Origin of the sequence: Paenibacillus terreus, from assembly GCF_042138595.1 — a bacterium.
GTDB classification, from domain to species: Bacteria; Bacillota; Bacilli; order Paenibacillales; family Paenibacillaceae; genus Paenibacillus; species Paenibacillus terreus.
This window is the reverse complement of the sequence record NZ_JBHIRX010000010.1, coordinates 18,274-40,882: the sequence shown is the minus strand read 5'-3', so window position 1 is coordinate 40,882 and position 22,609 is coordinate 18,274. Positions and strand designations below refer to the sequence as shown.

24 protein-coding genes are annotated in these 22,609 nt (G+C 48.6%); 15 read left to right on the top strand and 9 right to left on the bottom strand.

Translation table 11 applies throughout. The features are described 5' to 3' along the window. Positions 1 to 109 precede the first annotated feature (109 nt). A complete protein-coding gene (locus tag ACE5KN_RS18080) occupies positions 110 to 1,141 on the top strand; it encodes a zinc-binding alcohol dehydrogenase family protein (protein ID WP_375526059.1) in 1,032 nt (343 codons plus the stop codon). A gap of 23 nt (positions 1,142 to 1,164) precedes the next feature. After that, positions 1,165 to 1,875 (top strand): SDR family oxidoreductase, encoded by a 711-nt coding sequence (locus ACE5KN_RS18075; RefSeq protein WP_375526060.1) that lies wholly within the window; start codon positions 1,165 to 1,167, stop codon positions 1,873 to 1,875. Between the two features lie 107 nt (positions 1,876 to 1,982). On the opposite strand, the gene ACE5KN_RS18070 is transcribed toward ACE5KN_RS18075, so the two are convergent. After that, the gene (locus ACE5KN_RS18070) at positions 1,983 to 2,858 is read right to left on the bottom strand and encodes a helix-turn-helix transcriptional regulator (protein ID WP_375526061.1); all 876 of its coding nucleotides are present in this window, start codon (positions 2,856 to 2,858) and stop codon (positions 1,983 to 1,985) included. 162 nt (positions 2,859 to 3,020) lie between these two features. On the opposite strand from ACE5KN_RS18070, the gene ACE5KN_RS18065 reads away from it, so the two are divergent. Continuing rightward, positions 3,021 to 3,326, top strand: coding sequence for a Dabb family protein (locus ACE5KN_RS18065; RefSeq protein WP_375526062.1), 306 nt, complete (start codon positions 3,021 to 3,023; stop codon positions 3,324 to 3,326). 316 nt (positions 3,327 to 3,642) lie between these two features. Beyond that, positions 3,643 to 4,656: an NADH:flavin oxidoreductase gene (locus tag ACE5KN_RS18060; protein ID WP_375526063.1), complete on the top strand. Its 1,014-nt coding sequence runs from the start codon at positions 3,643 to 3,645 to the stop codon at positions 4,654 to 4,656. A gap of 69 nt (positions 4,657 to 4,725) precedes the next feature. On the opposite strand, the gene ACE5KN_RS18055 is transcribed toward ACE5KN_RS18060, so the two are convergent. Continuing rightward, positions 4,726 to 5,151: a winged helix-turn-helix transcriptional regulator gene (locus tag ACE5KN_RS18055; RefSeq protein ID WP_375526064.1), complete on the bottom strand. Its 426-nt coding sequence runs from the start codon at positions 5,149 to 5,151 to the stop codon at positions 4,726 to 4,728. A gap of 93 nt (positions 5,152 to 5,244) precedes the next feature. After that, entirely contained in the window at positions 5,245 to 6,099 is an 855-nt protein-coding gene (locus tag ACE5KN_RS18050) for a helix-turn-helix transcriptional regulator (RefSeq protein ID WP_375526065.1), read from the bottom strand. Positions 6,100 to 6,546: 447 nt separating this feature from the next. On the opposite strand from ACE5KN_RS18050, the gene ACE5KN_RS18045 reads away from it, so the two are divergent. The 4 genes from ACE5KN_RS18045 to ACE5KN_RS18030 all read left to right on the top strand — a co-directional run bounded on the left by ACE5KN_RS18045 (position 6,547) and on the right by ACE5KN_RS18030 (position 10,314). After that, positions 6,547 to 7,479 (top strand): SMI1/KNR4 family protein, encoded by a 933-nt coding sequence (locus tag ACE5KN_RS18045; protein WP_375526066.1) that lies wholly within the window; start codon positions 6,547 to 6,549, stop codon positions 7,477 to 7,479. Positions 7,480 to 7,622: 143 nt separating this feature from the next. Continuing rightward, positions 7,623 to 8,276 (top strand): response regulator transcription factor, encoded by a 654-nt coding sequence (locus ACE5KN_RS18040; protein ID WP_375526067.1) that lies wholly within the window; start codon positions 7,623 to 7,625, stop codon positions 8,274 to 8,276. Positions 8,277 to 8,278: 2 nt separating this feature from the next. After that, positions 8,279 to 9,676 carry a sensor histidine kinase gene (locus tag ACE5KN_RS18035; RefSeq protein ID WP_375526068.1) on the top strand — a complete coding sequence of 466 codons (1,398 nt, stop codon included), beginning with the start codon at positions 8,279 to 8,281 and terminating at the stop codon, positions 9,674 to 9,676. A 74-nt stretch (positions 9,677 to 9,750) separates the two neighbouring features. Continuing rightward, positions 9,751 to 10,314, top strand: coding sequence for a hypothetical protein (locus ACE5KN_RS18030; protein ID WP_375526069.1), 564 nt, complete (start codon positions 9,751 to 9,753; stop codon positions 10,312 to 10,314). Between the two features lie 123 nt (positions 10,315 to 10,437). Here ACE5KN_RS18030 and ACE5KN_RS18025 read toward each other — a convergent pair whose 3' ends face one another. Further along, complete coding sequence (locus ACE5KN_RS18025; RefSeq protein WP_375526070.1) at positions 10,438 to 11,292, bottom strand: SDR family oxidoreductase; 855 nt, start codon at positions 11,290 to 11,292, stop codon at positions 10,438 to 10,440. 198 nt (positions 11,293 to 11,490) lie between these two features. Here ACE5KN_RS18025 and ACE5KN_RS18020 point away from each other — a divergent pair, with 198 nt between their 5' ends. The 3 genes from ACE5KN_RS18020 (at position 11,491) to ACE5KN_RS18010 (ending at position 12,719) form a co-directional block, all read left to right on the top strand. Then, positions 11,491 to 11,937 (top strand): MerR family transcriptional regulator, encoded by a 447-nt coding sequence (locus ACE5KN_RS18020; protein WP_375526071.1) that lies wholly within the window; start codon positions 11,491 to 11,493, stop codon positions 11,935 to 11,937. A gap of 62 nt (positions 11,938 to 11,999) precedes the next feature. Next, positions 12,000 to 12,215 (top strand): ArsR/SmtB family transcription factor, encoded by a 216-nt coding sequence (locus ACE5KN_RS18015; RefSeq protein ID WP_375526072.1) that lies wholly within the window; start codon positions 12,000 to 12,002, stop codon positions 12,213 to 12,215. A 27-nt stretch (positions 12,216 to 12,242) separates the two neighbouring features. Further along, positions 12,243 to 12,719, top strand: a complete 477-nt coding sequence (locus tag ACE5KN_RS18010) for an SRPBCC family protein (protein WP_375526073.1) — start codon at positions 12,243 to 12,245, stop codon at positions 12,717 to 12,719. Between the two features lie 121 nt (positions 12,720 to 12,840). Here the strand turns inward: ACE5KN_RS18010 and ACE5KN_RS18005 are convergent, their stop codons facing one another. Then, positions 12,841 to 13,554: a G1 family glutamic endopeptidase gene (locus ACE5KN_RS18005; protein WP_375526074.1), complete on the bottom strand. Its 714-nt coding sequence runs from the start codon at positions 13,552 to 13,554 to the stop codon at positions 12,841 to 12,843. A 113-nt stretch (positions 13,555 to 13,667) separates the two neighbouring features. Continuing rightward, a complete protein-coding gene (locus ACE5KN_RS18000; RefSeq protein ID WP_375526075.1) occupies positions 13,668 to 14,408 on the bottom strand; it encodes an SDR family NAD(P)-dependent oxidoreductase in 741 nt (246 codons plus the stop codon). A 123-nt stretch (positions 14,409 to 14,531) separates the two neighbouring features. On the opposite strand from ACE5KN_RS18000, the gene ACE5KN_RS17995 reads away from it, so the two are divergent. Beyond that, positions 14,532 to 15,491, top strand: a complete 960-nt coding sequence (locus tag ACE5KN_RS17995) for a LysR family transcriptional regulator (protein ID WP_375526076.1) — start codon at positions 14,532 to 14,534, stop codon at positions 15,489 to 15,491. Here the strand turns inward: ACE5KN_RS17995 and ACE5KN_RS17990 are convergent. After that, complete coding sequence (locus ACE5KN_RS17990) at positions 15,488 to 16,228, bottom strand: SDR family oxidoreductase (RefSeq protein WP_375526108.1); 741 nt, start codon at positions 16,226 to 16,228, stop codon at positions 15,488 to 15,490. The two genes, ACE5KN_RS17995 and ACE5KN_RS17990, sit on opposite strands and share 4 nt — an antisense overlap. Positions 16,229 to 16,374: 146 nt before the next feature. Between ACE5KN_RS17990 and ACE5KN_RS17985 the strand changes: the two genes are divergently transcribed. Continuing rightward, a complete protein-coding gene (locus ACE5KN_RS17985) occupies positions 16,375 to 17,229 on the top strand; it encodes a helix-turn-helix transcriptional regulator (RefSeq protein ID WP_375526077.1) in 855 nt (284 codons plus the stop codon). A 536-nt stretch (positions 17,230 to 17,765) separates the two neighbouring features. Here ACE5KN_RS17985 and ACE5KN_RS17980 read toward each other — a convergent pair. Both ACE5KN_RS17980 and ACE5KN_RS17975 read right to left on the bottom strand, forming a co-directional pair. Then, positions 17,766 to 19,115, bottom strand: coding sequence for a reverse transcriptase domain-containing protein (locus ACE5KN_RS17980; RefSeq protein ID WP_375526078.1), 1,350 nt, complete (start codon positions 19,113 to 19,115; stop codon positions 17,766 to 17,768). A 4-nt stretch (positions 19,116 to 19,119) separates the two neighbouring features. Further along, entirely contained in the window at positions 19,120 to 19,704 is a 585-nt protein-coding gene (locus ACE5KN_RS17975; RefSeq protein ID WP_375526079.1) for an SLATT domain-containing protein, read from the bottom strand. 569 nt (positions 19,705 to 20,273) lie between these two features. Between ACE5KN_RS17975 and ACE5KN_RS17970 the strand changes: the two genes are divergently transcribed. Then, a complete protein-coding gene (locus ACE5KN_RS17970) occupies positions 20,274 to 22,343 on the top strand; it encodes a BglG family transcription antiterminator (protein ID WP_375526080.1) in 2,070 nt (689 codons plus the stop codon). Further along, positions 22,340 to 22,606 carry a PTS sugar transporter subunit IIB gene (locus tag ACE5KN_RS17965; RefSeq protein WP_375526081.1) on the top strand — a complete coding sequence of 89 codons (267 nt, stop codon included), beginning with the start codon at positions 22,340 to 22,342 and terminating at the stop codon, positions 22,604 to 22,606. Before ACE5KN_RS17970 ends, ACE5KN_RS17965 begins: the two co-directional genes overlap by 4 nt. Positions 22,607 to 22,609 lie beyond the last annotated feature (3 nt).

Below are 22,609 nucleotides of genomic sequence, written 5' to 3'. Positions count from 1 at the left end.
CCGCTTAACGCGGTCTGTCTTCTGTGAATTAACGTCGATAGACGTTTTTCTTATACTTATTAGAATGATCATTCTCAAAAAAAGCATGAATACAAAGGAGAGATTCCCCATGACAAAAGAAACCATGAAAGCAGTAGGACTGTTCAAGTATTTGCCGGTAGATCATCCGGAGAGTCTCATTGACGCCGAGGTGGAAAAGCCGGTTCCTACGGGTAAGGATTTGCTGGTGAAGGTAAAGGCCATCTCTGTAAACCCGGTAGATTACAAAGTGCGGTCCCCGAAGGATCGGGTCGAGAGCGAACTTAAAGTACTCGGCTGGGACGTCGCGGGGGTAGTCGAGCAGGTCGGACCGGACAGCACCTTGTTTAAACCGGGCGATGAGGTCTTTTACGCCGGAAGTATTGTGCGTCCTGGAGGAAACAGCGAGTTTCACCTCATTGATGAGCGGATCGTGGGTACGAAGCCATCCAGCGTCGATTTTGCACAGGCAGCGGCACTGCCGCTGACCTCCATTACGGCCTGGGAGGGACTGTTTGACCGGCTGGGTGTGTCGATGGATCCATCCCGGAATGCCGGCAAGAAAGTTCTGATTGTCGGCGCCAGCGGAGGTGTCGGATCGATTGCTGTTCAGCTGGCCAAATACGCCGGGCTGACGGTGATCGGCACGGCCTCCCGTCCGGAATCCGCCGAGTGGGTGAAGGGGCTGGGCGCGGATTACGTCATCAACCATTTCGAGCCCTTCGTTCCGCAGCTTAAAGAGCTAGGGATCGATCAGGCGGACTATATATTCTGTCTCCACAGCACAGAGAAGCATTGGCAGAACATGGCTGAAGCGATTGCGCCGCAGGGTAAAATTTGTTCCATCGTGGAGACCGATGAAGCGCTAAATCTGACGCTGCTGATGAACAAGAGCGCAACATTTGTATGGGAGTTCATGTTTACCCGCTCCATGTTTCAAACTCCGGACATGATCGAGCAGCACAAGCTGCTGAATGAAGTGGCACGGCTTGTGGATCAGGGTGTCATCCGGACGACCGCAGCTCAGAAGCTTGCGCCGATTAATGCGGAAAATTTGCGCAAGGCACATGCCATGCTGGAAACGGGCCGGACGGTCGGCAAAGTGGTTCTTGAAGGCTTTTAATCGAAAATAGGAGGAATGGAATCATGGCAAATAAAATCGCATTGATCACTGGTGCAAGCAAAGGGCTGGGATTGGAAGTTGCAAGACAGTTGGGCCAACAGGGCATGACCGTGTTGGTCACCGCACGCACGAAAGCGGCAGCAGATGAGGCGGCGGCGGAGCTGAAACAGGAAGGCCTGCAAGCGGTTGGCTTAGAGCTTGAGGTTACGAATGCCGCCCATATCGCGGAGATGGCCCGATATATTGAAGATACCTACGGCCGATTGGATGTTTTGGTCAATAATGCGGGCATCCATGCGGAAAAAATGGAATACAACGGGGATGCGTTCAGGGATACGTTTGAGGTGAACACGTTTGCGCCATTCTATATTACAGAGGCATTGCTGCCGCTGTTATTGAAGAGTGAGGCGGGCAGAATCGTCAACCAAAGCAGCGCCTTGGGGTCCATCCAGTTCATGCTCTCCAATGAGCTTGTGCAGCGGATCGGCACCCCGGCTTATTCGGCTTCGAAGGCGGCATTGAACATGCTGACCGCCTACTGGGCGCAACAAACGAAAGACACAAACCTGAAGGTCAATTCCGTGCACCCAGGTCTTGTCAAAACCCGCATGGGCGGAGAAAAGGCAGAGCTGTCCGTGGAGGATGGAGCGAAAACGGCGGTTCGCCTGGCGACACTGCCTGAGGACGGCCCGACAGGCGGATTCTTTTACATGGATGATCAGCTTCCATGGTAAACCGTAAACTTGCCGTTATTTAATGTGATGGCCGAAGCGGTAATCATGACATCATAATCGAGTTATTTTCGTAAACATGGGGAATTTATAACAGGAGCGGGTGCTAATCAGGTAGAGAGGGCATGCCGCTCCTTGCTCTTTAGTTCATAGTCGCTCACCAGCCGCTGCATTTTTTCGATAGTGCCATCCTGATGAGGAACATGTATGGACACCGTCAAACTTGGATCCTCAAGATACTGAAAGGACACAAGATCAAAGTTTAACATGCCGGCGTTGGGACACCGAAGCGTCTTGGGCGCATCAATGGCATCCAGCACATCATGAGCTTCCCAATACTCACGGAACTCCGGACTGATTTGGGATAAAGCATTAAATTGTTCGGACCACCACGGATCATCAACGTGCCGGGCAAACCCGGCGTGGAATTGAGCGGCAATTCGCCGTGCATGCTGCTCCCATTCGTCTCCTTTGATATAGCGGAAGCGATCGGATGCAAAGGTCATCCATACAAAGTTCCGCTCTTGGTCGGATAAGGCCGCAAGGTCGCCGTTGATGGCACAGTAGGCCGAGTTCCAGGCAATGATGTTCATGCGGGAGTCCATGACGTTCGCCGGGGAAGTTCCGAGGCTGTCCAGAAAGCCCTGCAGGGCCGGAGTAACTTGGGAAGCCGGTATTGTTTCCTCTATAGGAGGACGCTTGCGGGCCAGATAAAACAGATAGTTTCGTTCCGGAGCATCCAGCATGAGCACTTTGGCTATTCGCCCGAGAATTTCATCGGAGACGTTGATATGGCGGCCTTGCTCCAGGTAGGTATACCAATCCAGCCCTACGTCGGCCAGCGTGGCGACTTCGCTCCGGCGAAGTCCGGGAGTACGCCTGCGGCCGTTGTCCGGCAGCCCAACCTGACCGGGCGTAATCCGTTCCCGCCGTATTCGCAAAAAACGGGCTAATTCCTGGTGTCTGTCCAGCGGAATATTGGCCATGCTGGCATGCCTCCTGTCCCAACAGGAAGAGTGGGATTCGCAATCCCAGGATCATCGGATCTCTTCCTGATCATATTTAATCTATATAGAATAGGTTATGTGATCTGCAGGCATGAAATCAAGATTCACTTTTTTCTAATATAGACAGGGAGGCTGCAAACCATGTATGAACATATCGTTCTATTGAAATTCAAGGAGCACAACGGCACGGTCCTCAACCATGAAGATGCTCTGAAAACCGTAAATTCCTTCAAAGCATCCATTCCGGGCATCGTTGATCTTAGCGCCGGCATCAATGTATCGGAAGAGACAGAGAATACGCACGGTTATTCCCTGGCCATTCGGGTAACGTTCGAGGATCAGCAGGCCTGCCGGGATTATGGGCAGCATCCGCTTCATCTGCAGCTGCTGCAGAGCATCGGTCCTTGGGTTGAAGGTGTTGTCGTAGCAGACTATCCGTTTAATTAATCCTAAAAAACAGGACAAGGAGCTGGCCAAGTGACAATGGTCAGCTCCTTTCGCGTACCTGGGGCATTACTTTTGTTTGTGTTTACTTGCTAAAGAATCTGCAGTAAGTCACCTGAGTGTTACCAGATGAAGAAATAGTGCCTCCTTGAGGGAGTCTGATGCGGGTTTTATACTGGGACCATACCCGGGTTGAACTATTCGCGATTAGAATCAATCATAAACTTGGAGGCAAAAGGATGCATATACGCAAACTTGGAAATAGCAACGTAGAGTTGTCAACCTCCGGGATCAAATACATTTTTCTGGAGGCTTTTTTATGAATTATTCCCCATCTGTTCAAGCCCTGTTCCAACCGTTCACCATCGGAAATTTGACATTGCCTAACCGAATTGTCATGGCGCCGATGACCCGCGAGTTTGCTCCGAATGGTGTGCCGGTCCCGGATATGGCCGCCTATTATCGCCGCAGGGCGGAAAATGGCGTCGGACTGATCGTGACCGGGGGCACGCTGATCGATCATCCGGATACGTCCAATTTGGAGAACATACCACATATTTACGGCGAAGCCGCATTAAGCAGCTGGGCCAATGTGGTGACCGCGGTACACGAAGCGGGCGGGCGAATCATAGCTCAGATTGCTCATATAGGAGCGAGGGGGCATGTCGGTGATTATTCGGAAGCGGATATCGCAGACATCATCCAGGCCTTCGCCAGGGCGGCATCCGATGCCAAGCGGATCGGGTTCGACGGCATTGAGATCCACGGCGCACACGGCTTTTTGCTCGATCAGTTTTTCTGGGAAAAAACCAATCCGCGCACGGACCGCTACGGCGGCGACTGGAGTGGACGGACCCGCTTTGCGGTGGAAGTGATCGAAGCTTCCCGCCTTGCTGTCGGGCCGGAATTCCCAATTGTGCTGCGCATCTCGCAATGGAAGATGAGCGACTACACAGCGAAGCTGGCTGAGACGCCGGAACAGCTGGAACAATTCCTGACTCCTTTGGCCGCAGCCGGAGTCGATATGTTCCACGCCTCCACCCGCCGTTTCTGGCAGCCCGAGTTCGAAGGCTCCGATCTGAATCTGGCCGGATGGACCAAAAAACTGACAGGCAAACCGGTGATCGCCGTCGGATCAGTTGGTCTGGAAGACGATGGAACAGAAAAGACTCAGGTCGCCGGCTTGGTAGAACGGCTGGAAGATGAAGAATTCGACCTGGTCGCTGTTGGGAGGGCGTTATTGGCCGATCCTGCCTGGGCAAATAAAATTCGCGATGGACGAATAGACGAATTGATCGCATTTACGGAAGAGGTAAAGGCGAAGCTGTATTAAGCCGGCATTCGCCTGCCTGGCTAAGGGCCTGTAGTGGATGAAAAAATAAAGCAGCAATCCGAAAAGCTCTCAGGATGATTTTCCTGAGAGCTTTTCGGATTGGGCCTTACGGCTGCGATGGTTGGCACCCCAGTCAAGCATGACGGCAAACAGCGGCCTCAGTGTCTGCCCGTATGCCGATAGGGAATACTCCACCTTAGGAGGGTTATCCGGAATGACATTCCGTTTGACCAGCCCCTCTTCTTCCAGCTCGCGGAGCTGTTGTGTCAGCATTTTTTGTGATATATCGGGAAGTGCCCGCCGCAGCTCGTTGAACCGCCGGGTCTGGCCACCCAATTCATGTAATAACGAGAGCTTCCATTTCCCGGAAAGGACGCGGATCGCTTCCCCGATGCTGATATCGCAATCCTCTATGTGACGAGGGTCAGGTGCAATTTTTTTATCCATGATTAGCTCCGGCGGAACTCCCTCCAAAATCCGGCTGTCCTCCTTCACGCTCCAAGCCCCCTTTCGGAAATTTATTTCTATATTAAGCATACGATTTCTGAAAAGAAAAGCAATCGAAAGGGAGCCGACAACAGGAACTGCTTATTGGATCAGTGAGTCTTCTTCCAGCAGACGCAGCAGCCTCTCTTCTGTGTCCGTGCCGGGTACCGGAGCAAAGAAGCACCAATGCAAGTCCGGATTGTTATCAATCACACCTGCGGAATGGATCGCGAACTCCATCTCCTGCCCGTCAGGAAGGCGGAATAATGAAGTCGCGACACGTTTTTGCTTGATTTCATAGAGGTCCCAGTAATAATTAAACTCTTCACTTTCCCGTCTCAAGCGTTCGAACCGTTCCATATAGAGCTTGTTTTCTTTATAACGGTCGAAGCCAGCCCGCATCACGGCTGCGGTGTAACGGGCAAAGCCCTCCCAATTCACCAGTCGTTCACGGTATTCCGGATGCAGAAACGTAATGTTTATCATATACCGCTCGCTCTCCGGCATACTGCCGAAATCCGCTATTATCAGCTCTGCCGCCCGATTCCAGACGATCACATCTGTGCCTGCATCCGTGATGAAAGAAGGATAATGCAGCTGATCTACAATATTTTGCAAAAATCCGGTATCCGGATCTCCGCAATTCAACTCAGCGCCTGCGCTCGCCGGGTCGACATTTGCCAGATCAAACAAATGCTTCAGCTCATCCTCGTCCAGCTGCAGCGCATTGCCGATATTGAGCAGCACTTCTGGTGACGGGTTTGTTTCCCGGCCCTGCTCCAGCCATGTAAAATAAGTAACACTGATATTGGCGAGATAGGCCACTTCCTCCCTGCGCAGCCCGGGGGTGCGCCTCCGCCCCGGCAGCGGGTCAACCCCCGCTTCCTCAGGCTGCAGCCGTTCCCTGCGTGATTTGATGAACTCTCCCAATGCGGATGAGGATCGAGTTGTTTTCAAAAATGTCACCACCTCGGAAAAATTAACAGGTTCGTACTCGAACATTCGGGGGACTTTTCCCTTAGCATATCCAGTCAGCGGGCTCCGGATGAGGACGGCACATTAGAAAACCGCCAAGCTGTTCCTTGATCACAACATTTCTGTTTTCTTTTAAATGGCTAATGGTGAAGGCCATATCGTTTTTCCCCAGTTTATAATAATTTGAGTGGTTCACATGATCCCATCGTTGTTTTCAGAATTTTGTCACTCACCGCAGATTATAACGCCTTCCGGTATGATATTGAACCATTAATTTCTTTCAACTGCTGCTGGTGCTTCAATGCAAATTTGCTTGGTATCAGAGCAGGATATAGATAAATAACTGGATATACATTCTTTTCAGGCTGGAGAAGAGACTGCTGGAAATGTTACAATTTCAAAAAAGGACGAAACTAGGAGGCCGAGTGGATGCGGGACAAGCTGCTGCCACAGCTGGAAGCGTGGCATGAAGAGGATGAGTTCGAGGAAATCGTAAACGCCGTGGTGGAGATTCCTGCGGAGGAACGGGATTATGAGCTGGTCAACCATTTGGGGCGGGCGTTGAACAATCTGGAGCGTTACGAAGAAGCGGTGGAGCAGTTCCAGTCCGTGGCGGAGGAGGGGAAGGTAGACCCCCTGTGGCAGTACCGTATAGGCTTTGCCTACTACTATCTGGATCGGTATGAAGAGGCTCTGCGCGCATTCGAAGCGGCTGACCGGTTGGAGCCAGGGGATGAGGAAATCCAGGAGTTTCTGGAATTGATCAGGGACAAGCTGCCGGGGCCGGAGGAAGAAGCTGCCCCAGACCCTGCCGATGTTCATGCACGTGCCTATGCCGATGGCACACCCGAAGCTGCGTTGGAATCGGATGTTGATTTTACGGACCTCTGGGAGGACAGTGATCTGGCGATTAGACAATACGTGATGGCCCCGCCGACCGATGAACTGATAGCCTCTGTGGAAGAAGAGCTCGTCTTCAGGCTGCCGACCTTCTACGTTCAGATGATGAAGCAGCATAACGGGGGCATCCCACACAGCCGCAGCTTCCCTGTGGCTGATCCGGGCTCAGGCGAGAATGAGCATATTATCATTTCCGGCATTCTGGGCATCGGACGGGAGAAAAGGCATTCGCTGTGCGGAGAAGCAGGCAGCCGCTTCAGAATTGAGCAGGAGGGATATCCTGAATTCGGCGTGATCATCTGTGACTGCCCTTCCGAATCCGAGGTAGTCATGCTGGATTACCGCGAATCCGGTAATGATGGTGAACCGGAGGTAGTCCATGTCGATAAGGCGAATAATTATGCAATCACACGGCTTGCGCCAAGCTTTGAGGCCTTTATTCGTGGGCTGGTGAAAGAATAAACTCATACATTCAAGAGTCTGGCTCTCTTCAGGCTCTTTTTTTGCTTTATGCGGCTTTCCTTGGAATGTATGCCCAAAAAATTTACAACTCTATAATAACTTTCAAACGCTGATTTGATATCATGGCGGTGGAGTGTGATAAGATGGCCAAAATTTTGATCGTCGACGATGAGAAGGCAATCAACGACTTGATTGCTCTAAATCTGAAAATGGTGGGGCATGAATACATTCAATTATATAGCGGAGAGAAAATTTCAGAGACTTTAAATGGAACCCGCATCGATCTGGTCATTCTGGATGTAATGCTGCCGGGACTTGACGGGTTTGGGCTTATCGATCAGTTTGTGAAGCGGGGCATTCCGGTGATTTTCCTGACAGCGCGAAGTGCCGTTTCAGATAAAGTGCACGGCCTGGAAATCGGGGCGGAGGATTATCTCGTCAAACCGTTTGAGGCGGTGGAGCTGATCGCCCGGATTCATGTGGTGCTGCGCCGAAACCAGAAGAACACAAGTGAATTCAGTCTGGACGGGACGACGGTGGATCTGGACAAGCATATCGTCACGGTGAACGGGCAGGTCGTGGAAATGACCAATAAAGAGTTTCAACTGCTCGACTTTCTCATTCAAAACAAAAATATCGCGCTTTCACGTGAAAAGATCATCGAGCAGACCTGGGGTTTTGATTTTTATGGGGAAACGAGAACCGTGGACGTGCATATTCAGCGGCTGCGAAAAAAGCTGAACTGGGAGCACCACATCAAGACGGTGTACAAATACGGCTACAGGCTAGAGGTGTAAGGGTGAAATTTTGGCAGAAAACGTATTTGTGTGTGCTGCTGGTTTTCTTGATCGCTTTTGATATCGGGGCCTATGCCTTGCTGCAAAAAAGCTACCAATTAAACAAGCAGATGGATATGTCCAGAGGCGTAAGCGAATATGAGAGCATTGAGCAAACGCTAAGCTACATCCTGCGGGCTTTTGCCAGCAACACCGGCAGTATGGACTATGAGATCGTTATTCCCGGGATCGCCCAAAATTATTATGAAGAGGGCATCCTGACTGAGGTGTATGACGGGGATCGGCTGGTCTTTTCCAATGCCTATCAATTTGCGGGCATGCGGGAAGAGCTGCAGGGGGAACAGCGGGAAGCTGTATACAGGAAGCTAGACGGGAAACTGTGGATTTTCGTGGGCGGCAGCATGGAGTTCAACGGGCTTAAGCTGGTCATATCAAGAAGCTCCGCTTATTTGCAGGATTATTACAATACCATGATCAGTTATTTTATTGCCTTGAGTGTGGTCATTTCCGTGGTTTTATCCGTCGTGCTCATTCTGCTGCTGTTCCGGCTGACCGTACCGATTCGAAATCTTAACAAAGGGGTAAGGGACATCGCTGCCGGAGCTTATCACCAAAGAGTTAAGGTCAGCGGAAGCGACGAAATTGCCGAATTGGCCGGGGATTTCAACAAAATGGTGGATGCGGTATCCACGAATATTGAAACGATTCAAAAAGCGAACGAAGAGAAGGAAACCTTCATCAATAACCTGACCCATGAGCTGAAGACGCCGATTACGGCGATCAAGGGGTACAGCGAGTTTTTAAATCATGCCAACAGCACGGAGGAAGACCGCAGGATGGCGGTTGATTACATTCATGAGCATGTGGCCCGGCTGGATCTGCTGTCGGGAAAATTGATGGAGCTGCTGTATTTGAAGAACGAGGAGATTACCTTGCAGCCTGTGGAGATTAAACCCTTGTTTGCTTATGTGGAACAGATGGAACGGCATTACTTGGAGGCAAAACAGATCACATTTGTGAAGGAGTGCGCGGCAGAGAGGATATACGGAGATCCCATCCTGCTGCAGACCCTGCTGATGAATTTGGTTGAAAACAGTATTAAGGCTTCTGACAACGGAGGGGAAATCCACCTAAAAAGCTATTCGCGGCAGCAGGGTATCCTCATTGAGGTCATGGACTATGGAAAGGGCATCCCGGACAAGGACATCGAAAAAATTACCGAAGCCTTCTATGTCGTGGACAAATCCCGTTCCAGGGCGCTGGGAGGCATCGGGCTGGGACTGTCTATCTGCAGCGAAATTGCCCGGCTCCATCATGCTCGGCTGCACATTGAATCCAAAGAACATGAGTATACGAAGGTGTCCGTTCTTTTTACAGCTTCGTTACAACTCGAACACTAGTCTATAATACGCCCCCCTCATAATGGCCTTGTAGCTACGAAATCCCAATCCTTTTATGACGGAGGTATGAAAAAATGAAAAAAAAGCTTTACGCCACAGCACTTACGGTAGGAGCAGCAGCCGCATTAATCGCAGGCAACGGGGCATTTTCCGCTTTCGCTTTCGCAAATGACACTGCCCCGAATGTAAAGGTTACCGGTCAGCATCAGCTGACGGAGTTCGTGGGCGAATTTGGCCCTACGAGCCCTGCAACAATTGCTCCAGGCCTCTCAGACACCCTCGAGAAAACAAGCGAGGATATGAGCGAAGACAAAGCGGTGAATATTGCAAAACAAGCGCTTGAGGAGAAATTTGATGTATCTCTGGACGGCATGAAGTCTTTCCCGATCTTCTGCACGAGAGAGGATATGGAAGGAACATTTTATTTTGTATCTTTCGCAGATGTCCAGATTGTAGATGCTCAGCAGGCTGTAGCGGCTAAAAAAGCCGCAATCTCTGTTGCAGTTAAGAACGATAACGTGGATGTCTATATCGCATTTGTGAATTCCAAAACCGGCGAAGTGGTTTCCGCTGAAAAAAATCCGTCATCGCCATCGGATACAGCAGCACCGACAGCACCAGCCGATCCGGTCAACTGATCCGCTCTGTCACAGTGCCTATCTTTCAGTTCAAGAATCGTTAAAGTGAATGCCCGGTTAGTCTGCAATCAGAGCTAACCGGGTATTTGATTTTCCCACAGAACGACCAGCGAATAATACTCCTCAATTCCGGACAGCTATAAATTCCTGCTCATAAATCATTTGCATCATGCTCAGAATCTTGGAGCCGGTCTCTGTGTATGGCAGATCCGCTGCCCGTCCTTTCACCACAAACGAGCCCGGCGGGTAGTCGGCTCCCTTAAACGCCGCCTCCCACAACAGGTTGGCCCCTTGGCTCGGATGGGAAAAGAACAGCCCCATCAACAGCTTCACAACAGGCGGGAGTCCGGAGTCTTTCGTCTTTCTCAAGGTGTTATTGGAACCAGGGTCTACGCTGATCAGGCGCAAGCCCTCTGCCGCCATCGGCGCGGCGAGCTCCCGGGTCCAAAGGGACAGAGCCAGCTTGGTAGTAGCATAGGGACCGGTCAGCTTTTTAAATCCTGCCGGGCGCGGCAATTCATCAGGCTTGAAGCGTTTGGCGTAACGGAGAGCTACAGAGGAGGTGTTCACCACCGTCTTTAAGGCCCCTTTTTGCAGCAGCTCTTTCAGCTCCATGAATACGATATACGGAACGACCGTTTGCAGCTCATAATGCATCTCCCGTCCTTGTGGAGAGAAGCGCAGCTCGGGCAGGCTTCCCCCGGCATTGTTGAAGAGAACGTCGATATGATCTTCTTTGCCATTGACCTCGTTAAGCACCCGCCGCAGCTGGCTGAAGTCCGTCAGATCTGCTTTGTATACCCGCAGTTTGCCTTCGCTGATGGCTTCGCGGATCATGCTGTCTTCTTCGGAAAATCCGGACCGGATGAGAGCCGCGACCTCCCAGCCCTCACCCAGCAGGCGGCGTGTCAGTTGCAGGCCAATTCCCGCCCCTGCTCCTGTAATCAGTGCAATTTTGGTTGATCTATTTTCACTCATTATGAATTCCTCCTCATTATGAAAACGTGTAAAATCAGTTGCTGGGGTTAGTATATATATTGGAGTCGGCTCCAGGTCAAGCAGGTTGAGCCAAACTATTTTATCCGGCATTTCCAGCTTTTATCCGGTATTTTCCGTTGACTTGGAGTTGACTCCAGGGTTTAGAATACATACATGAGCAGATAGGAGGGGCTTGATATGGTTACAATCAAAAAGGCTTCACAGTTGACCGGATTGTCAGAGGATACCCTTCGATACTACGAAAAGATCGGCCTGCTGCCGCGCGTGCAGCGAATGGACAACGGACGCCGGATATACAGCCAGGAGGACTTGTACAAGCTGCAGCTCATCAACTGCCTGAAGAAAACAGGCATGCCGCTGGAGGATATGAAGCCTTATTTGGATATGCCCCCCGACGCCACAATGGAGGAGCTTCCGGAGCTGTACGATTTGATGATGAGCCACCGGGAACGGATTCAAAAACAGATGCAGGACCTGCAGACGGTGCTCGATTTTATCGATGCCAAGATGGAGGAAGGCTTACTGCCAGACAGGAAATGTACAGAGGGAGCGTCCAGAGAACCGGCAGGTCCGCCGAAGGAAAGATTCAACAGCATTAACTTGCACCAGAAAGTCACAAATTGAACAGGAAGAAACCGAGTCGCGTATATGGAACTCAATGCGCTCAGGTTTCTTTTTTTGTTGCCTTGGAATTCATCACATTGAGCCAGCCGGGTATTTCCAAGCATTTGCGCATATTAAGAGAAGCTGGCCTTGTCAGTCTGCGCAAGGATGCCAAGCATCACATGTATCGCTTGAATCCTCAGCCTTTGCAGGAGGCGCATCATTGGTTCGAGCCGTATCGTCAATTCTGGTCCGACAGGCTGGATGATTTGGAAAGGCATCTGGATCAGGAGGATTAAAATCGTTCTAAAACGAGGAGGAGACGTATGTTAGCGGTAATAGAGCAGAACGGGGACGGTTATGTCGCCCGTTTCGAGCGTCATCTGAAGCATCCCGTTGAGAAAGTTTGGGCCTCGCTCACGGAGAACGACAAGCTGAAGAAATGGTTCTCCGAGCTTGAAGTTGCCGATCTCCGCGAAGGAGGAGTCATCAAGTTCGACATGCAGGATGACACTTATGAAGAGATGCGGATTCTCGAACTGAAAATGCATTCGGTGCTGGAGTACACGTGGGGAGAGGACCAGGTGCGGTTTGAGCTGTATCCCGAGCCGGAGGGCTGCAGGCTGGTGCTGATCGAGAAGATCCATAAGATCACGGATCATACGCCAAGGGACCTGGCAGGTTGGCATGTATGCCTGGATGTGATCAAGGCATTGCTGGATGAACGAGACTTCGGCCCGCGAAAACCGGAATGGGAAAAGTGGTATAAGGAATACGCTGACTATATGAAAAAATTCATGTAGAGGATGACTTCAACTTACTTGAATATAAGAGAGAGCAGTTCTTCAGCGGCACATCGCCGTGAGAGAACTGCTCTTTTCTTTTTGCTTAGGACGATCAGGTCTATGGTTTACCACAAAAGCCTTATTTGGGCGTCTGCGGTATTTTGGAGCCGTATGCGGCGGAGAAGCTGTCTTTAGCTTGACCAGGCAAGGAAGGGGTGGACACGACCCGGCCGTTTTGCAGCATAACCCCCCGATCACGAGGCTTCAGCAGCGGATTCTTACGATTGGCCCGGCACTGTTTAAAGTTTATTTTCCCATAGTTGGCCAGCCTCGTTATTTTGTTGTTTACAGATGGGGCCTCCATAATCCATTCCGCATCAGTAGCCGGTCCGGTGTATGGTGTGACCTTTTTGAAGACCCAGCCCTTTGTTTTGTTGGCAAGCACGATTAACCATTTCCCGTTACGCAGCTTTTCGATCTTGGCATACATGAGATCCCTGGGGGATACAGGGTAGTTGATTTTCGTTTCGGGGGCGGGCAGGATTTCCCACCATGGATAATAAACAGCTTTGCCGTTTACATAATCATGCTCGGTTCCTGTCTGAATCAGCGAAGGATTGCTGAAGCCATCGATGCCAAGCCAGGCTGAAGAGTAACTGTTTTTTCTGCTGGGTTTTACTCCGGGGACAACCCAGTATCCGGAAATGCTGGTGTACGAATTTCTTTTCGTTTTCTTGATCGCATATCCTGACCAGTTATTCGCGTTCCATCCCGGACGAATACTTGGTTTGACGTGTCTTTTAGAGGAAGCCGGCTTGAAAGGTGCAGTGCCCTTCCATCGTTTTCGGTTCAAATAGATCCACCGCCTTGTCTGAGTTTATATACCAAGCTATTCAGCGGATTCAGACCATGAACCGGATGGCTGCCACTTCCCGCCGGACTTCCACCATTGGCTAGATACAGAGCTTACAACGTCTGACCGCTATCCACGGTGATAATCTGACCGGTCATGGCCTCCTGCTCCAGGGCGGTGCAGATCATGGAGGCAATGTCTTCAGGTGTCGAGATGCGCTGCAAAGGAAGATGGGGAGCGAGGCGGCTCATTTGCGCTTCCCGGCCTTCCCACCATCTTGTCGCTACGGCTCCGGGTACGATACAGTTCACTATGATGTCGGGTGCAAGGGCCCGTGCCAGCGATTTCGTAAGGCCGTGAACGGCCGCTTTGGACACGGCGTAGGGGAGCGAGGAGCCGAGTCCGGTCAGTCCGGCGATGCTGCCAACATTGACGATGGCGCCTTTTTGCTTCTTTTTCATAAAAGGAGCAGCAGCCCGTGCGCAGTAAAACATGCCCTTCACATTCACAGCGAACAGATCATCCCATACTTCCTCCGTTGCAGCCTCCAAATCATGCATCTGAATATGCCGAGTGATACTTGCGTTATTCACCAGCAAATCGACCGTGCCGAAATGCTTGACGGCAGCCTGGATCATAGACCGTACTTCCTCGTCTTTGGCAACATCCGCTTGCAGGGCAATAGCCTGTCCGCCTTCGTTGTTAATCTGCCGCACGGTTTCACCCGCCTCGGATTGGGAGCGTGAATAGTTTACGATCACTGCCGCACCCCGTTTTGCCAGTTCGAGGCTGGTTGCTCTGCCGATCCCGGTACCGCCGCCCGTAACCAGTGCCACTTTGTTTTTCAGTTCCATATGATCTCACTCCTTCGTTTGTCTTAAGATGATTTCATTGTAATTTGCCTACTGTGATTTGTATAATTGAACTATTTGAAGGATGAATTCAATTTTTTTGAACTGTATTATGGGAGATGGGCCATGGACCTTAAAGCATTGCAAACCTTTCAGATGATCGTGAAGCACGGCAGCTTCATACGCGCCGCGCAGGAAATGAACTACGCACAATCCACTGTCACCATGCAGATGCAAAAGCTCGAAGCAGAGCTGGGCGTTCAGCTTATCGAACGCGGCAAAGAAATCGGCCTGACGGAAGCAGGCAGGCTGTTTTACGATCAGAGCTTGCAAATTATAAAAAATATGGAGCACCTTCAGACCAGTCTGTCGGATTTGAAATCAGGGGAATCAGGGCATATCCGGCTGGGCGTGACGGAGCCAACGGCCAGTTATCGTTTGCCCGCTATCCTGAGTAAGTTTATGTCCATGTATCCGAATATCCGGATTTCCATGGACATCTCGAACACCCCGACTCTTAGCGAGCGAATCCTTAACGGGGAAATCGACTTTGCGCTTTGTACTGCACCGGAGCTGGGATCGGGTTTATTTTATGAGCCTTTGTTTCAGGAAGAATTTGTGGCATTAATGCCTGAGGGACACCCGCTTGCTGAAAAAGAGGTGATTGTACCGGAGGATTTCCAAGGATATCGGCTGCTTATTACATCAGCGACTTGTCCGTATCGGAGAAAGCTGGAGATGGTGCTGCAGGAAAAAGGAAACATGATGCTCGACACCATGGAGATCGGCAGCATGACGGCGTTGAAGTTTTATGTGGAGAACGGGTTAGGGGTGGCCCTGGTTCCAAAAATTATGGTGGAGCCGGAAGCGAAGAGGATCACATTCAGGAGAGTCGGCGGAAGTCTCATCCATATGACCATTGGGATGCTGTGCAAGGAATCGGCGTATCCGTTCCAATTATCGGGCCAGAGGCTGTATCAGTATTTGAAAGAGGAATTGCCCCGACCACTTTATGATGGACGAGGCGATTCAAATGGGTTAACAGGAAACGCTGTTGAGGAAAATAAAGCATATCACTCTTCTTAGGCAAGGTTATGGGCATTCAGCTGGTTAAAAAGCTCGTCCCGCTCCTGGCGGGAAGCATTGGCGGAAACTTGGGAAAAGCCGTAAGTGATTTCCTCCTCTCCGCGTGCCAATCCGGCCATGACTTCGTCTGCAAAGAGGTCCACAGAAATCCCGGCAGTATTTGCCCCGGGAATGCCCAAATCGGTGTTTGTATGCGGCGGGGAAATCTCGATGACTCTGATTTGGTCATTGAACTGGTGTCTCATCGACTGGCTATAGGAATGCAGGGCTGCCTTTGTGGCGCTGTACACGGGCGTTGCAGCAAGCGGTACATGTGCCAGCCCGGAAGTCACATTTAAAATCACCGCATTTTTCTGCTTAAGCAGATGAGATGTGAATAACCGGGTGAAATGAATGGGTGCGGCCAGGTTTGTTTTGATCTCCAGCTCAATTTGCGGCCATGGCTCCACACCATTATAATTCAGATAATGCATGATTCCGGCATTGTTGAGTACAACATTCAATTGAGGGAAATCGCGGGTTACTTTTTCAAAAAGTGCAACACGCTCCTCCTCTTTCGATACATCACTTACATACGTAATCAGTTCAGGATGGATGGCTTGGGCCTCCTGCAGCTTATCGGCTCTTCTGCCGGCGATGATCACTTTATTGCCATTGTTCAGGAATCTGGTGGCAAGCGCAAATCCGATACCGGTAGCACCGCCAGTGATCAGGATGGTGTTATTTTGCAAGTTCATTGTCATTGAGGATCGCTCCTTATTGGTTCGTACTGTATCTGTTCGACACCCATTGTATAATCAAGTTAATTGGATATTCAGAGGTGCATTTATTCTAGTACTGTCACTACCAAGTTAGTAGGATGAACATAAGGAGGGGGATGAACATGCCGGACTTGCAACCGAACCGCTACAGTGAATTGGCTCAATTCTTACGCAATCGTCGGGCGCGTATATCTCCCAAGCAGCTCGGTCTGCCTGAAGGGCGGCGTCGTACTCCGGGTCTTCGGCGGGCTGAAGTAGCGACGCTGGCAGGCATCAGTCTTGAATGGTATACCTATCTGGAGCAGGGGCGGGAAATCCATGTATCCATTGAAGTGCTTGAAAGCTTGGCGAGAGTGCTGCAGCTGGATGAAACGGAACGCAAGCATATGTTTCTGCTGGCTCACCGTCAGCTTCCTCCAGAACGCCCCCGTTCTCTGAATGGGCAGGTCAGCCCGGTGATTCAGCGGCATCTGGACAGCCTGGGGACATCTCCCGCTACGGTTATGGATGTCAGAATGAACATTCTTGCCTGGAATGATGCATTCCGTGCGCTGAAGGGCGATTTTGTGGATCTGGCGGGCAAGTCGGAAAGAGAGCGGAACTTTCTTTGGATCACGTTCACATCGGAATATTTTCGTGCATTGAAAGGGGATCAGTGGGAAGCTCACGCCAAGCGGACCATTGCCAGATTCCGGGCGGAATATGCCAAATATGTGGATGATCCTTGGTGGGCTGAACAGGTTGGATTGTTAAGCGAGGCAAGCCCCGAGTTCAAAGAGTATTGGCAGAGCTATGACATATTGGACGCCTATGATGCTCATAAAATCATGTATCATCCGGAAGCAGGCATATTGAAATTTGACCATCTCACGCTGCAGCCTTTAGAATCCCCGGAGCTTGAAATATCGGTCCATGTGCCGCTTCCGGACGGCACAGCCGAGAAGATTCAAGCGCTGATGGAGGATCAGGGTGAATGAGTTTTGTAATACAGCTCAAATAAAGAAGGGGGTTGTCCTAAAACTATTCGCATGAGATGGGAACATCCCAATTACAACACAAAAAAGGACCTCAAATTCACTGTATAGTTGATATTGAGGTCCTTTTATTCGAAGAAATTCGGTTTAAAGTGGAGGACAAAAAACCACAAATTGACTTTTAGGACGGCCCCTTCTTTGTTGTCATAAGCTTCTATTATGTCATATTCCCACGGCTCAACAAGCCAATGCATAAAAGCTAGTTTCTTAGGATATTCCCCCATAATTGCCGATTCAACAACAGCGAATGAAAATAAAATTTCACTTAAAAAATAACATACTTGTACTATGTTGGTTAATGGTTAATTGAGCATCTAATAGCATATCATGATATAATCTCAGCCCATTTGTATACAATACTCTTAAGCTGTCCAAGGAGTCGCCGTAATTCGGTTTAGAATGAAGAAAAGAGCAATTAAATAGTGGAACTCAAGATAAGTTCTCAAGATCCTCTTTTGCCTTCTTAATCATCAGCTTGTTTATGAGAAGTTTTGCACATCTTTTTCAAGTTCTTTAATATATCTAAACACATTCTTTTTGAATTTTTTCGAAACTTCTAAGTCAGTAAGATTGTTTATGCCTTTGATATTGAATACTTCCCTAAGAAGTGAACGTTGTTCATTTATATTATAATCATCGAAGTTAGGTATATATTTTGATCCCTTCAAGTTATATATTATTTCGTGATAACTTCTTACAAATCGCTTGATTCTTTTTCTAACATTGCTATCAACTTCTATTTGATCAGATAATTTTTCTATAAACCAATCAAAATGATATAGTAATTTCAAGTCGTCTATTTGTGAATAAAAGAATATCCATCCGTATTTCTTTTTCTCAAAAATACACCCAGTGATTTTTTTGTTAAGCCTCCAAATAAACTTCTCGGTATCTTGTTGTTTATTAAATTTATACTCGGAAAAGATTTTTATTATCGAATCTTCAAACTTTCTTATTGACTCTTCACGAACAGAAAAACCATAACAATGTCCAAGATTTTTATAATGGTATCCCAGATATGAAAAACCTTCTGAGATAGGTCCTGTTTTGTTTTTAGTGGGGCTTGTTTCTAAATTTAAATTTTTTAATAATTTTATTATATCTTCTTTTATAGTCATGTAGTTTGTGCTTTTACAAAGAACAAGGATATCATCAACATAGCGAAAATATTTAAATTCGTTGGATTCAGATGCGTACTTATTGTCAATCTCACTTATGTAAATATTGGCGAGAATACTGGCGATTGAAATTCCTTGAGGAACCCCTTTACTATTCGGTTCTTGAACTTTTGTCGGATAAGAGATAGTCGGGGTTTTGAGTGACATTTCGATTAAACTAAGTATTTCTTTTTTTCTAATTCGCTTACGCACAAGTTTCATAAGATAATCATGAGATATTGAAGGGAAGAATTCTTTAATATCAATTTTTATGAAGTAATCGAACTTTTTTGAAGAAATTGATTGTTTCAATTCATAAATCATAGTTTGAATAATTTTTTTATTTACATGGTTTTCAAAAATATCTGACAAGATCTCGTTCAACAAATATAAAGTAATTTTGTCCCTTATAGTAGGGATTGATATTTGCCTAGGAATTTTACCTGAGCCCTTAGAAATAAGCTTTTCTTTGTATGGTATCAGTTTATATGTGCCATTAAGCGTTTTATTAGAAATAACATTTACATACTCATCAAAACGTTTTTCAAAGGATGCTCTATTTATTCTATCTATACCAGGGGTGGTTCTATGTGCAATTTTCTCGAAGTATTTTGTTTTTATATATTCAACTTTAAATTTCTGTTGGAGTAACCTTGAGGCAGAGGAAGCCATGTTATCACGTCCTTGTTACAAAATATACAAGCACTATTGGAAAGAAAACAATTAAACATACTACTAAAATAAATATAAACTTCTTCAATAGAAGATAAAGGTATTGTGAATGGCTTGTTTTTTTCATATCATGGAGAACACTTATGTAATCTATGGTAGAGTGGTTTTCAACGCTGTATATGACCTCATTATATTCTTTTTGTAGTTCAGCAATACTTTTTTGAGTTAAGCCACCTGGTGTACCTTTTAACAATTCGCCTTGATTGTAAATTTCGTCTAGTTTTATATAACAATTTTTAAAATTCAATGATCTCCCTTTAAAATTCCTTGAAGTTACAAAAATTGAAAGACCAAAAAGTAATACTGATGCAATAACTGTAACTACAGATATTAATTGTGCATTCCTAGTATCATAAAGTATCCAAATACTTAACCCAACAATAACCAGAGTATAATAATTGATGAGAAGTTGAGTTAGGAAATCAAATCTCTCTAATCTTGCTTCTGACTTGATTCTTGCTTTTCTCGTAATATAAATTTTATTTAATAAGCTTTCAATTCTTGATAAAAGAAGGTTCTCGTCTGCCATTTATACACTTCCTTAAGTGTTCTAGAATTGAAAGCCCCTAATCGGGGTTACGATTATTACCTGAATTAAATCAGGTCAAGGTTAGGGAATGTGTAATCCCTGTTGATTAGTCATATTCTTTTTAAAGAATCTCTTGTTATAGCAAGATAGGGGCTTTCACTGATAATTTTGTCATAAAAAACCTGGATAGTAAATACATACACTGTATGATTCTACTTAAATAAAAGGCGATTGAAATAATTTCATATGGTTTTTTTTTTGAAGACGCGGAACTTAGATCCGTGTCTTTTTAACGTTAAAGCCACAAAGAATAGTTACAGATATGAAGAAGATAGATAACGAGCAAGTTCTAGCTTTAGTAGAAGACAAATTGTAGATAATCTAGAAGGGAAGGACCTTCTTCATCAAAACAAATCCCAGCATAGCCTCCTTCTCACCTGCAAACCCTAACCTATTCCTAAAATTTTGAAGTATATAATTGTGTGCAAACATGACAACAAGAATGGGACTCAAAAACAGTGGGGATTTCGCGGGTTCTGTTGTACGCTTGAATCAAGGGAGGCATCAAGATGAACCTGGACGAACGAAGTGCTGACGTGTTGCAGCTCCTGCAGCAGTCTTCCTCTCTCAGGATGGATGAGCTTCAGGAAAGGACGGAGCTCAGCAGAAGACAGCTGCAGTACAGCATCGGTAAAATCAACGATTGGCTGATATACCATGGATATCAACCCGTTGGTTATGAGCGGCAGGTGGGCTATTTTTTAACGGACCGCATTCGGGAGGAGGATCTGCCGGAGAAGCTGACCCGGCGTTCGTATACCTTTTCCGAGGTGGACCGGGAGAAGATGTTCGGCCTGATGATTCTGCTCGGGGAAGAGCCCTTATCGGTGTTTCATTTTCAGTCCATTGCCTCGGTCTCCCGCAATACGGTACTCAAAGATCTGCAGCGGCTCAAGCGGAACATGCAGGAGCGCAAGCTGCAGGTGCAATATTCGAAGATAGACGGCTATTCCTTCAAGGGGAGCAGCAGGGCGAAAAGAAGGCTGGTTGAGGAGTGGGTGCCGGATATTCTGCACAGCGCCAGCCGGGAGCTGATCATTCACAGCCTCTGGCCCGACCGGCAAGAGCAGATTGCGGCCATCCAGCAGCAGCTGGAGCAGATCGAGCGGCAGCTTGGCATGACCTTTGCGGATGAGCGGCTGCAGGAGTTGACCTACCTGATGCTCTGTACGGATCAGCTTATCGGCAAAGGAGAAGTGCTGGACGACAACAAGAGCTGGGAAGAGCTAACGGCATCCGACGAGTACAAGCTGGTGGAAGAGATGACCTCCAGCGCCGCCTTTCATGCTAGGTGGAGCCGGACCGAGTGTCTGTATGCCACCCTGCATCTGCTCGGCATGAATCGGACCCGGGATATTTCGCCGCTGCAGGAAGACCATGAGATCCGGCGGCTGATGACGGAGATCACCGACGAATTCGAGCGTTGGGCCTGCGTCAGCCTGCACGACCGTGAGACCTTTTACCGGCAGCTGTACATCCATCTTCGCCCGGCCTATTACCGGATGCTGTATGGCATTCACGTCGTGAACACGATGGCTGCCCGCATCCGCAAGGTGTACCCGGATCTGTATCATTTGACCCGGAAGGCTTTGCAGCCGCTGGAGAGGGTGCTTGGTCATCCGGTGCCGGAGAGCGAGGCCGCCTATTTCACGATTCATTTCGGCGGCTGGCTGCGCAGGCAGGGCACGATGCTGGATGACCGCAAGCGTGCGATCGTCGTCTGCGCCAATGGCATCGGGATGAGTAATATCCTGATCTATACGCTGCGCGAGCTGTTCCCGGATATTCTCTTTCTGGATGCGCTCTCCGTCCGCGATGCGGCCGAAAGCAGTCTGGAATATGACATGGTCTTCTCCACCGTGCACCTGCGAACGGATAAAACGCTGTTCGTGGTGCCGCCGATTCTCGAACTGCAGGATAAGCAGAAGCTGCGCCAGCAGGTAATGAACGAGCTGTACGGTTATACGGTGGAGAACATGGACACGTCTTCTTTAATGAAAATCATAGCGCAGTATGCGGTCATCTCTGATGAGGAGGAGCTGGAAAAGGCGCTCCAGCAGCATATTTATGCGCAGGCACACAAAACAAACAAGCATTCCTTGGAGGGAGCGGAGAAACCAGTGCTGGATGAATTAATCACAGAGCAGAATATCATATTTCAAACCCGGGTCTCCGACTGGAAAGAGGCTATTCGGTTGGCATCACGGCCTTTGCTGGAGATGGGGACTATTGAGCCTCGTTATGTCGAGGCCATGATTCAATCGATTGAAGAAAATGGTCCGTATGTGGTGATTACGCCAGGCGTCGCCATTCCCCATGCTCGTCCCGATCAGGGGGTACGCTCGCTGTCCATGAGCTTCATGCGGCTGGACGAGGCCGTGGAGTTTGGGCCAGGCAAGCCGGTCAGACTGGTCATCATTCTGGCAGCGGCAGACCGTTCCTCGCATTTGAAAGCGCTCGTGCAGCTGACGCAGCTGCTGGGCGAGCCGTCAAACATCGAGGACATTTTGAACAGCACCGATAAATCGGTAGTTATGAAGTATATCCAACAATATTCCAAGGAGGAACAACAACTATGAAAATTATGGTCGTATGCGGTAACGGATTGGGAAGCAGCTTCATTATGGAGATGAATATCAAGAAAGCGCTGGGCGAGATGGGCAAAACAGCGGATGTGGATCATACGGATCTGTCTTCAGCCAAAACAGAGCAGGCGGATATCTTCATCGGTGCGGCCGACATTATGGCACAGCTGAACGACGGCAGCCGCACGGTGGTGTCGCTCGAAAACATGATGAGCATCCCGGAAATCAAATCCAAGCTTGATCCTCATTTGTCTTAATAA

What these genes read in the sequence shown, in the direction of transcription:
- ACE5KN_RS17980 (WP_375526078.1), bottom strand. Translation starts at nt 19,115, where the DNA reads ATGGCTTCCTCTGCCTCAAGGTTACTCCAACAGAAATTTAAAGTTGAA.
- ACE5KN_RS18010 (WP_375526073.1), top strand. Translation starts at nt 12,243, where the DNA reads ATGTTAGCGGTAATAGAGCAGAACGGGGACGGTTATGTCGCCCGTTTC.
- ACE5KN_RS18040 (WP_375526067.1), top strand. Translation starts at nt 7,623, where the DNA reads ATGGCCAAAATTTTGATCGTCGACGATGAGAAGGCAATCAACGACTTG.
- ACE5KN_RS18045 (WP_375526066.1), top strand. Translation starts at nt 6,547, where the DNA reads ATGCGGGACAAGCTGCTGCCACAGCTGGAAGCGTGGCATGAAGAGGAT.
- ACE5KN_RS17990 (WP_375526108.1), bottom strand. Translation starts at nt 16,228, where the DNA reads ATGAACTTGCAAAATAACACCATCCTGATCACTGGCGGTGCTACCGGT.
- ACE5KN_RS18020 (WP_375526071.1), top strand. Translation starts at nt 11,491, where the DNA reads ATGGTTACAATCAAAAAGGCTTCACAGTTGACCGGATTGTCAGAGGAT.
- ACE5KN_RS17965 (WP_375526081.1), top strand. Translation starts at nt 22,340, where the DNA reads ATGAAAATTATGGTCGTATGCGGTAACGGATTGGGAAGCAGCTTCATT.
- ACE5KN_RS18000 (WP_375526075.1), bottom strand. Translation starts at nt 14,408, where the DNA reads ATGGAACTGAAAAACAAAGTGGCACTGGTTACGGGCGGCGGTACCGGG.
- ACE5KN_RS17985 (WP_375526077.1), top strand. Translation starts at nt 16,375, where the DNA reads ATGCCGGACTTGCAACCGAACCGCTACAGTGAATTGGCTCAATTCTTA.
- ACE5KN_RS18065 (WP_375526062.1), top strand. Translation starts at nt 3,021, where the DNA reads ATGTATGAACATATCGTTCTATTGAAATTCAAGGAGCACAACGGCACG.
- ACE5KN_RS17975 (WP_375526079.1), bottom strand. Translation starts at nt 19,704, where the DNA reads ATGGCAGACGAGAACCTTCTTTTATCAAGAATTGAAAGCTTATTAAAT.
- ACE5KN_RS18075 (WP_375526060.1), top strand. Translation starts at nt 1,165, where the DNA reads ATGGCAAATAAAATCGCATTGATCACTGGTGCAAGCAAAGGGCTGGGA.
- ACE5KN_RS17970 (WP_375526080.1), top strand. Translation starts at nt 20,274, where the DNA reads ATGAACCTGGACGAACGAAGTGCTGACGTGTTGCAGCTCCTGCAGCAG.
- ACE5KN_RS18070 (WP_375526061.1), bottom strand. Translation starts at nt 2,858, where the DNA reads ATGGCCAATATTCCGCTGGACAGACACCAGGAATTAGCCCGTTTTTTG.
- ACE5KN_RS18030 (WP_375526069.1), top strand. Translation starts at nt 9,751, where the DNA reads ATGAAAAAAAAGCTTTACGCCACAGCACTTACGGTAGGAGCAGCAGCC.
- ACE5KN_RS18060 (WP_375526063.1), top strand. Translation starts at nt 3,643, where the DNA reads ATGAATTATTCCCCATCTGTTCAAGCCCTGTTCCAACCGTTCACCATC.
- ACE5KN_RS17995 (WP_375526076.1), top strand. Translation starts at nt 14,532, where the DNA reads ATGGACCTTAAAGCATTGCAAACCTTTCAGATGATCGTGAAGCACGGC.
- ACE5KN_RS18080 (WP_375526059.1), top strand. Translation starts at nt 110, where the DNA reads ATGACAAAAGAAACCATGAAAGCAGTAGGACTGTTCAAGTATTTGCCG.
- ACE5KN_RS18025 (WP_375526070.1), bottom strand. Translation starts at nt 11,292, where the DNA reads ATGAGTGAAAATAGATCAACCAAAATTGCACTGATTACAGGAGCAGGG.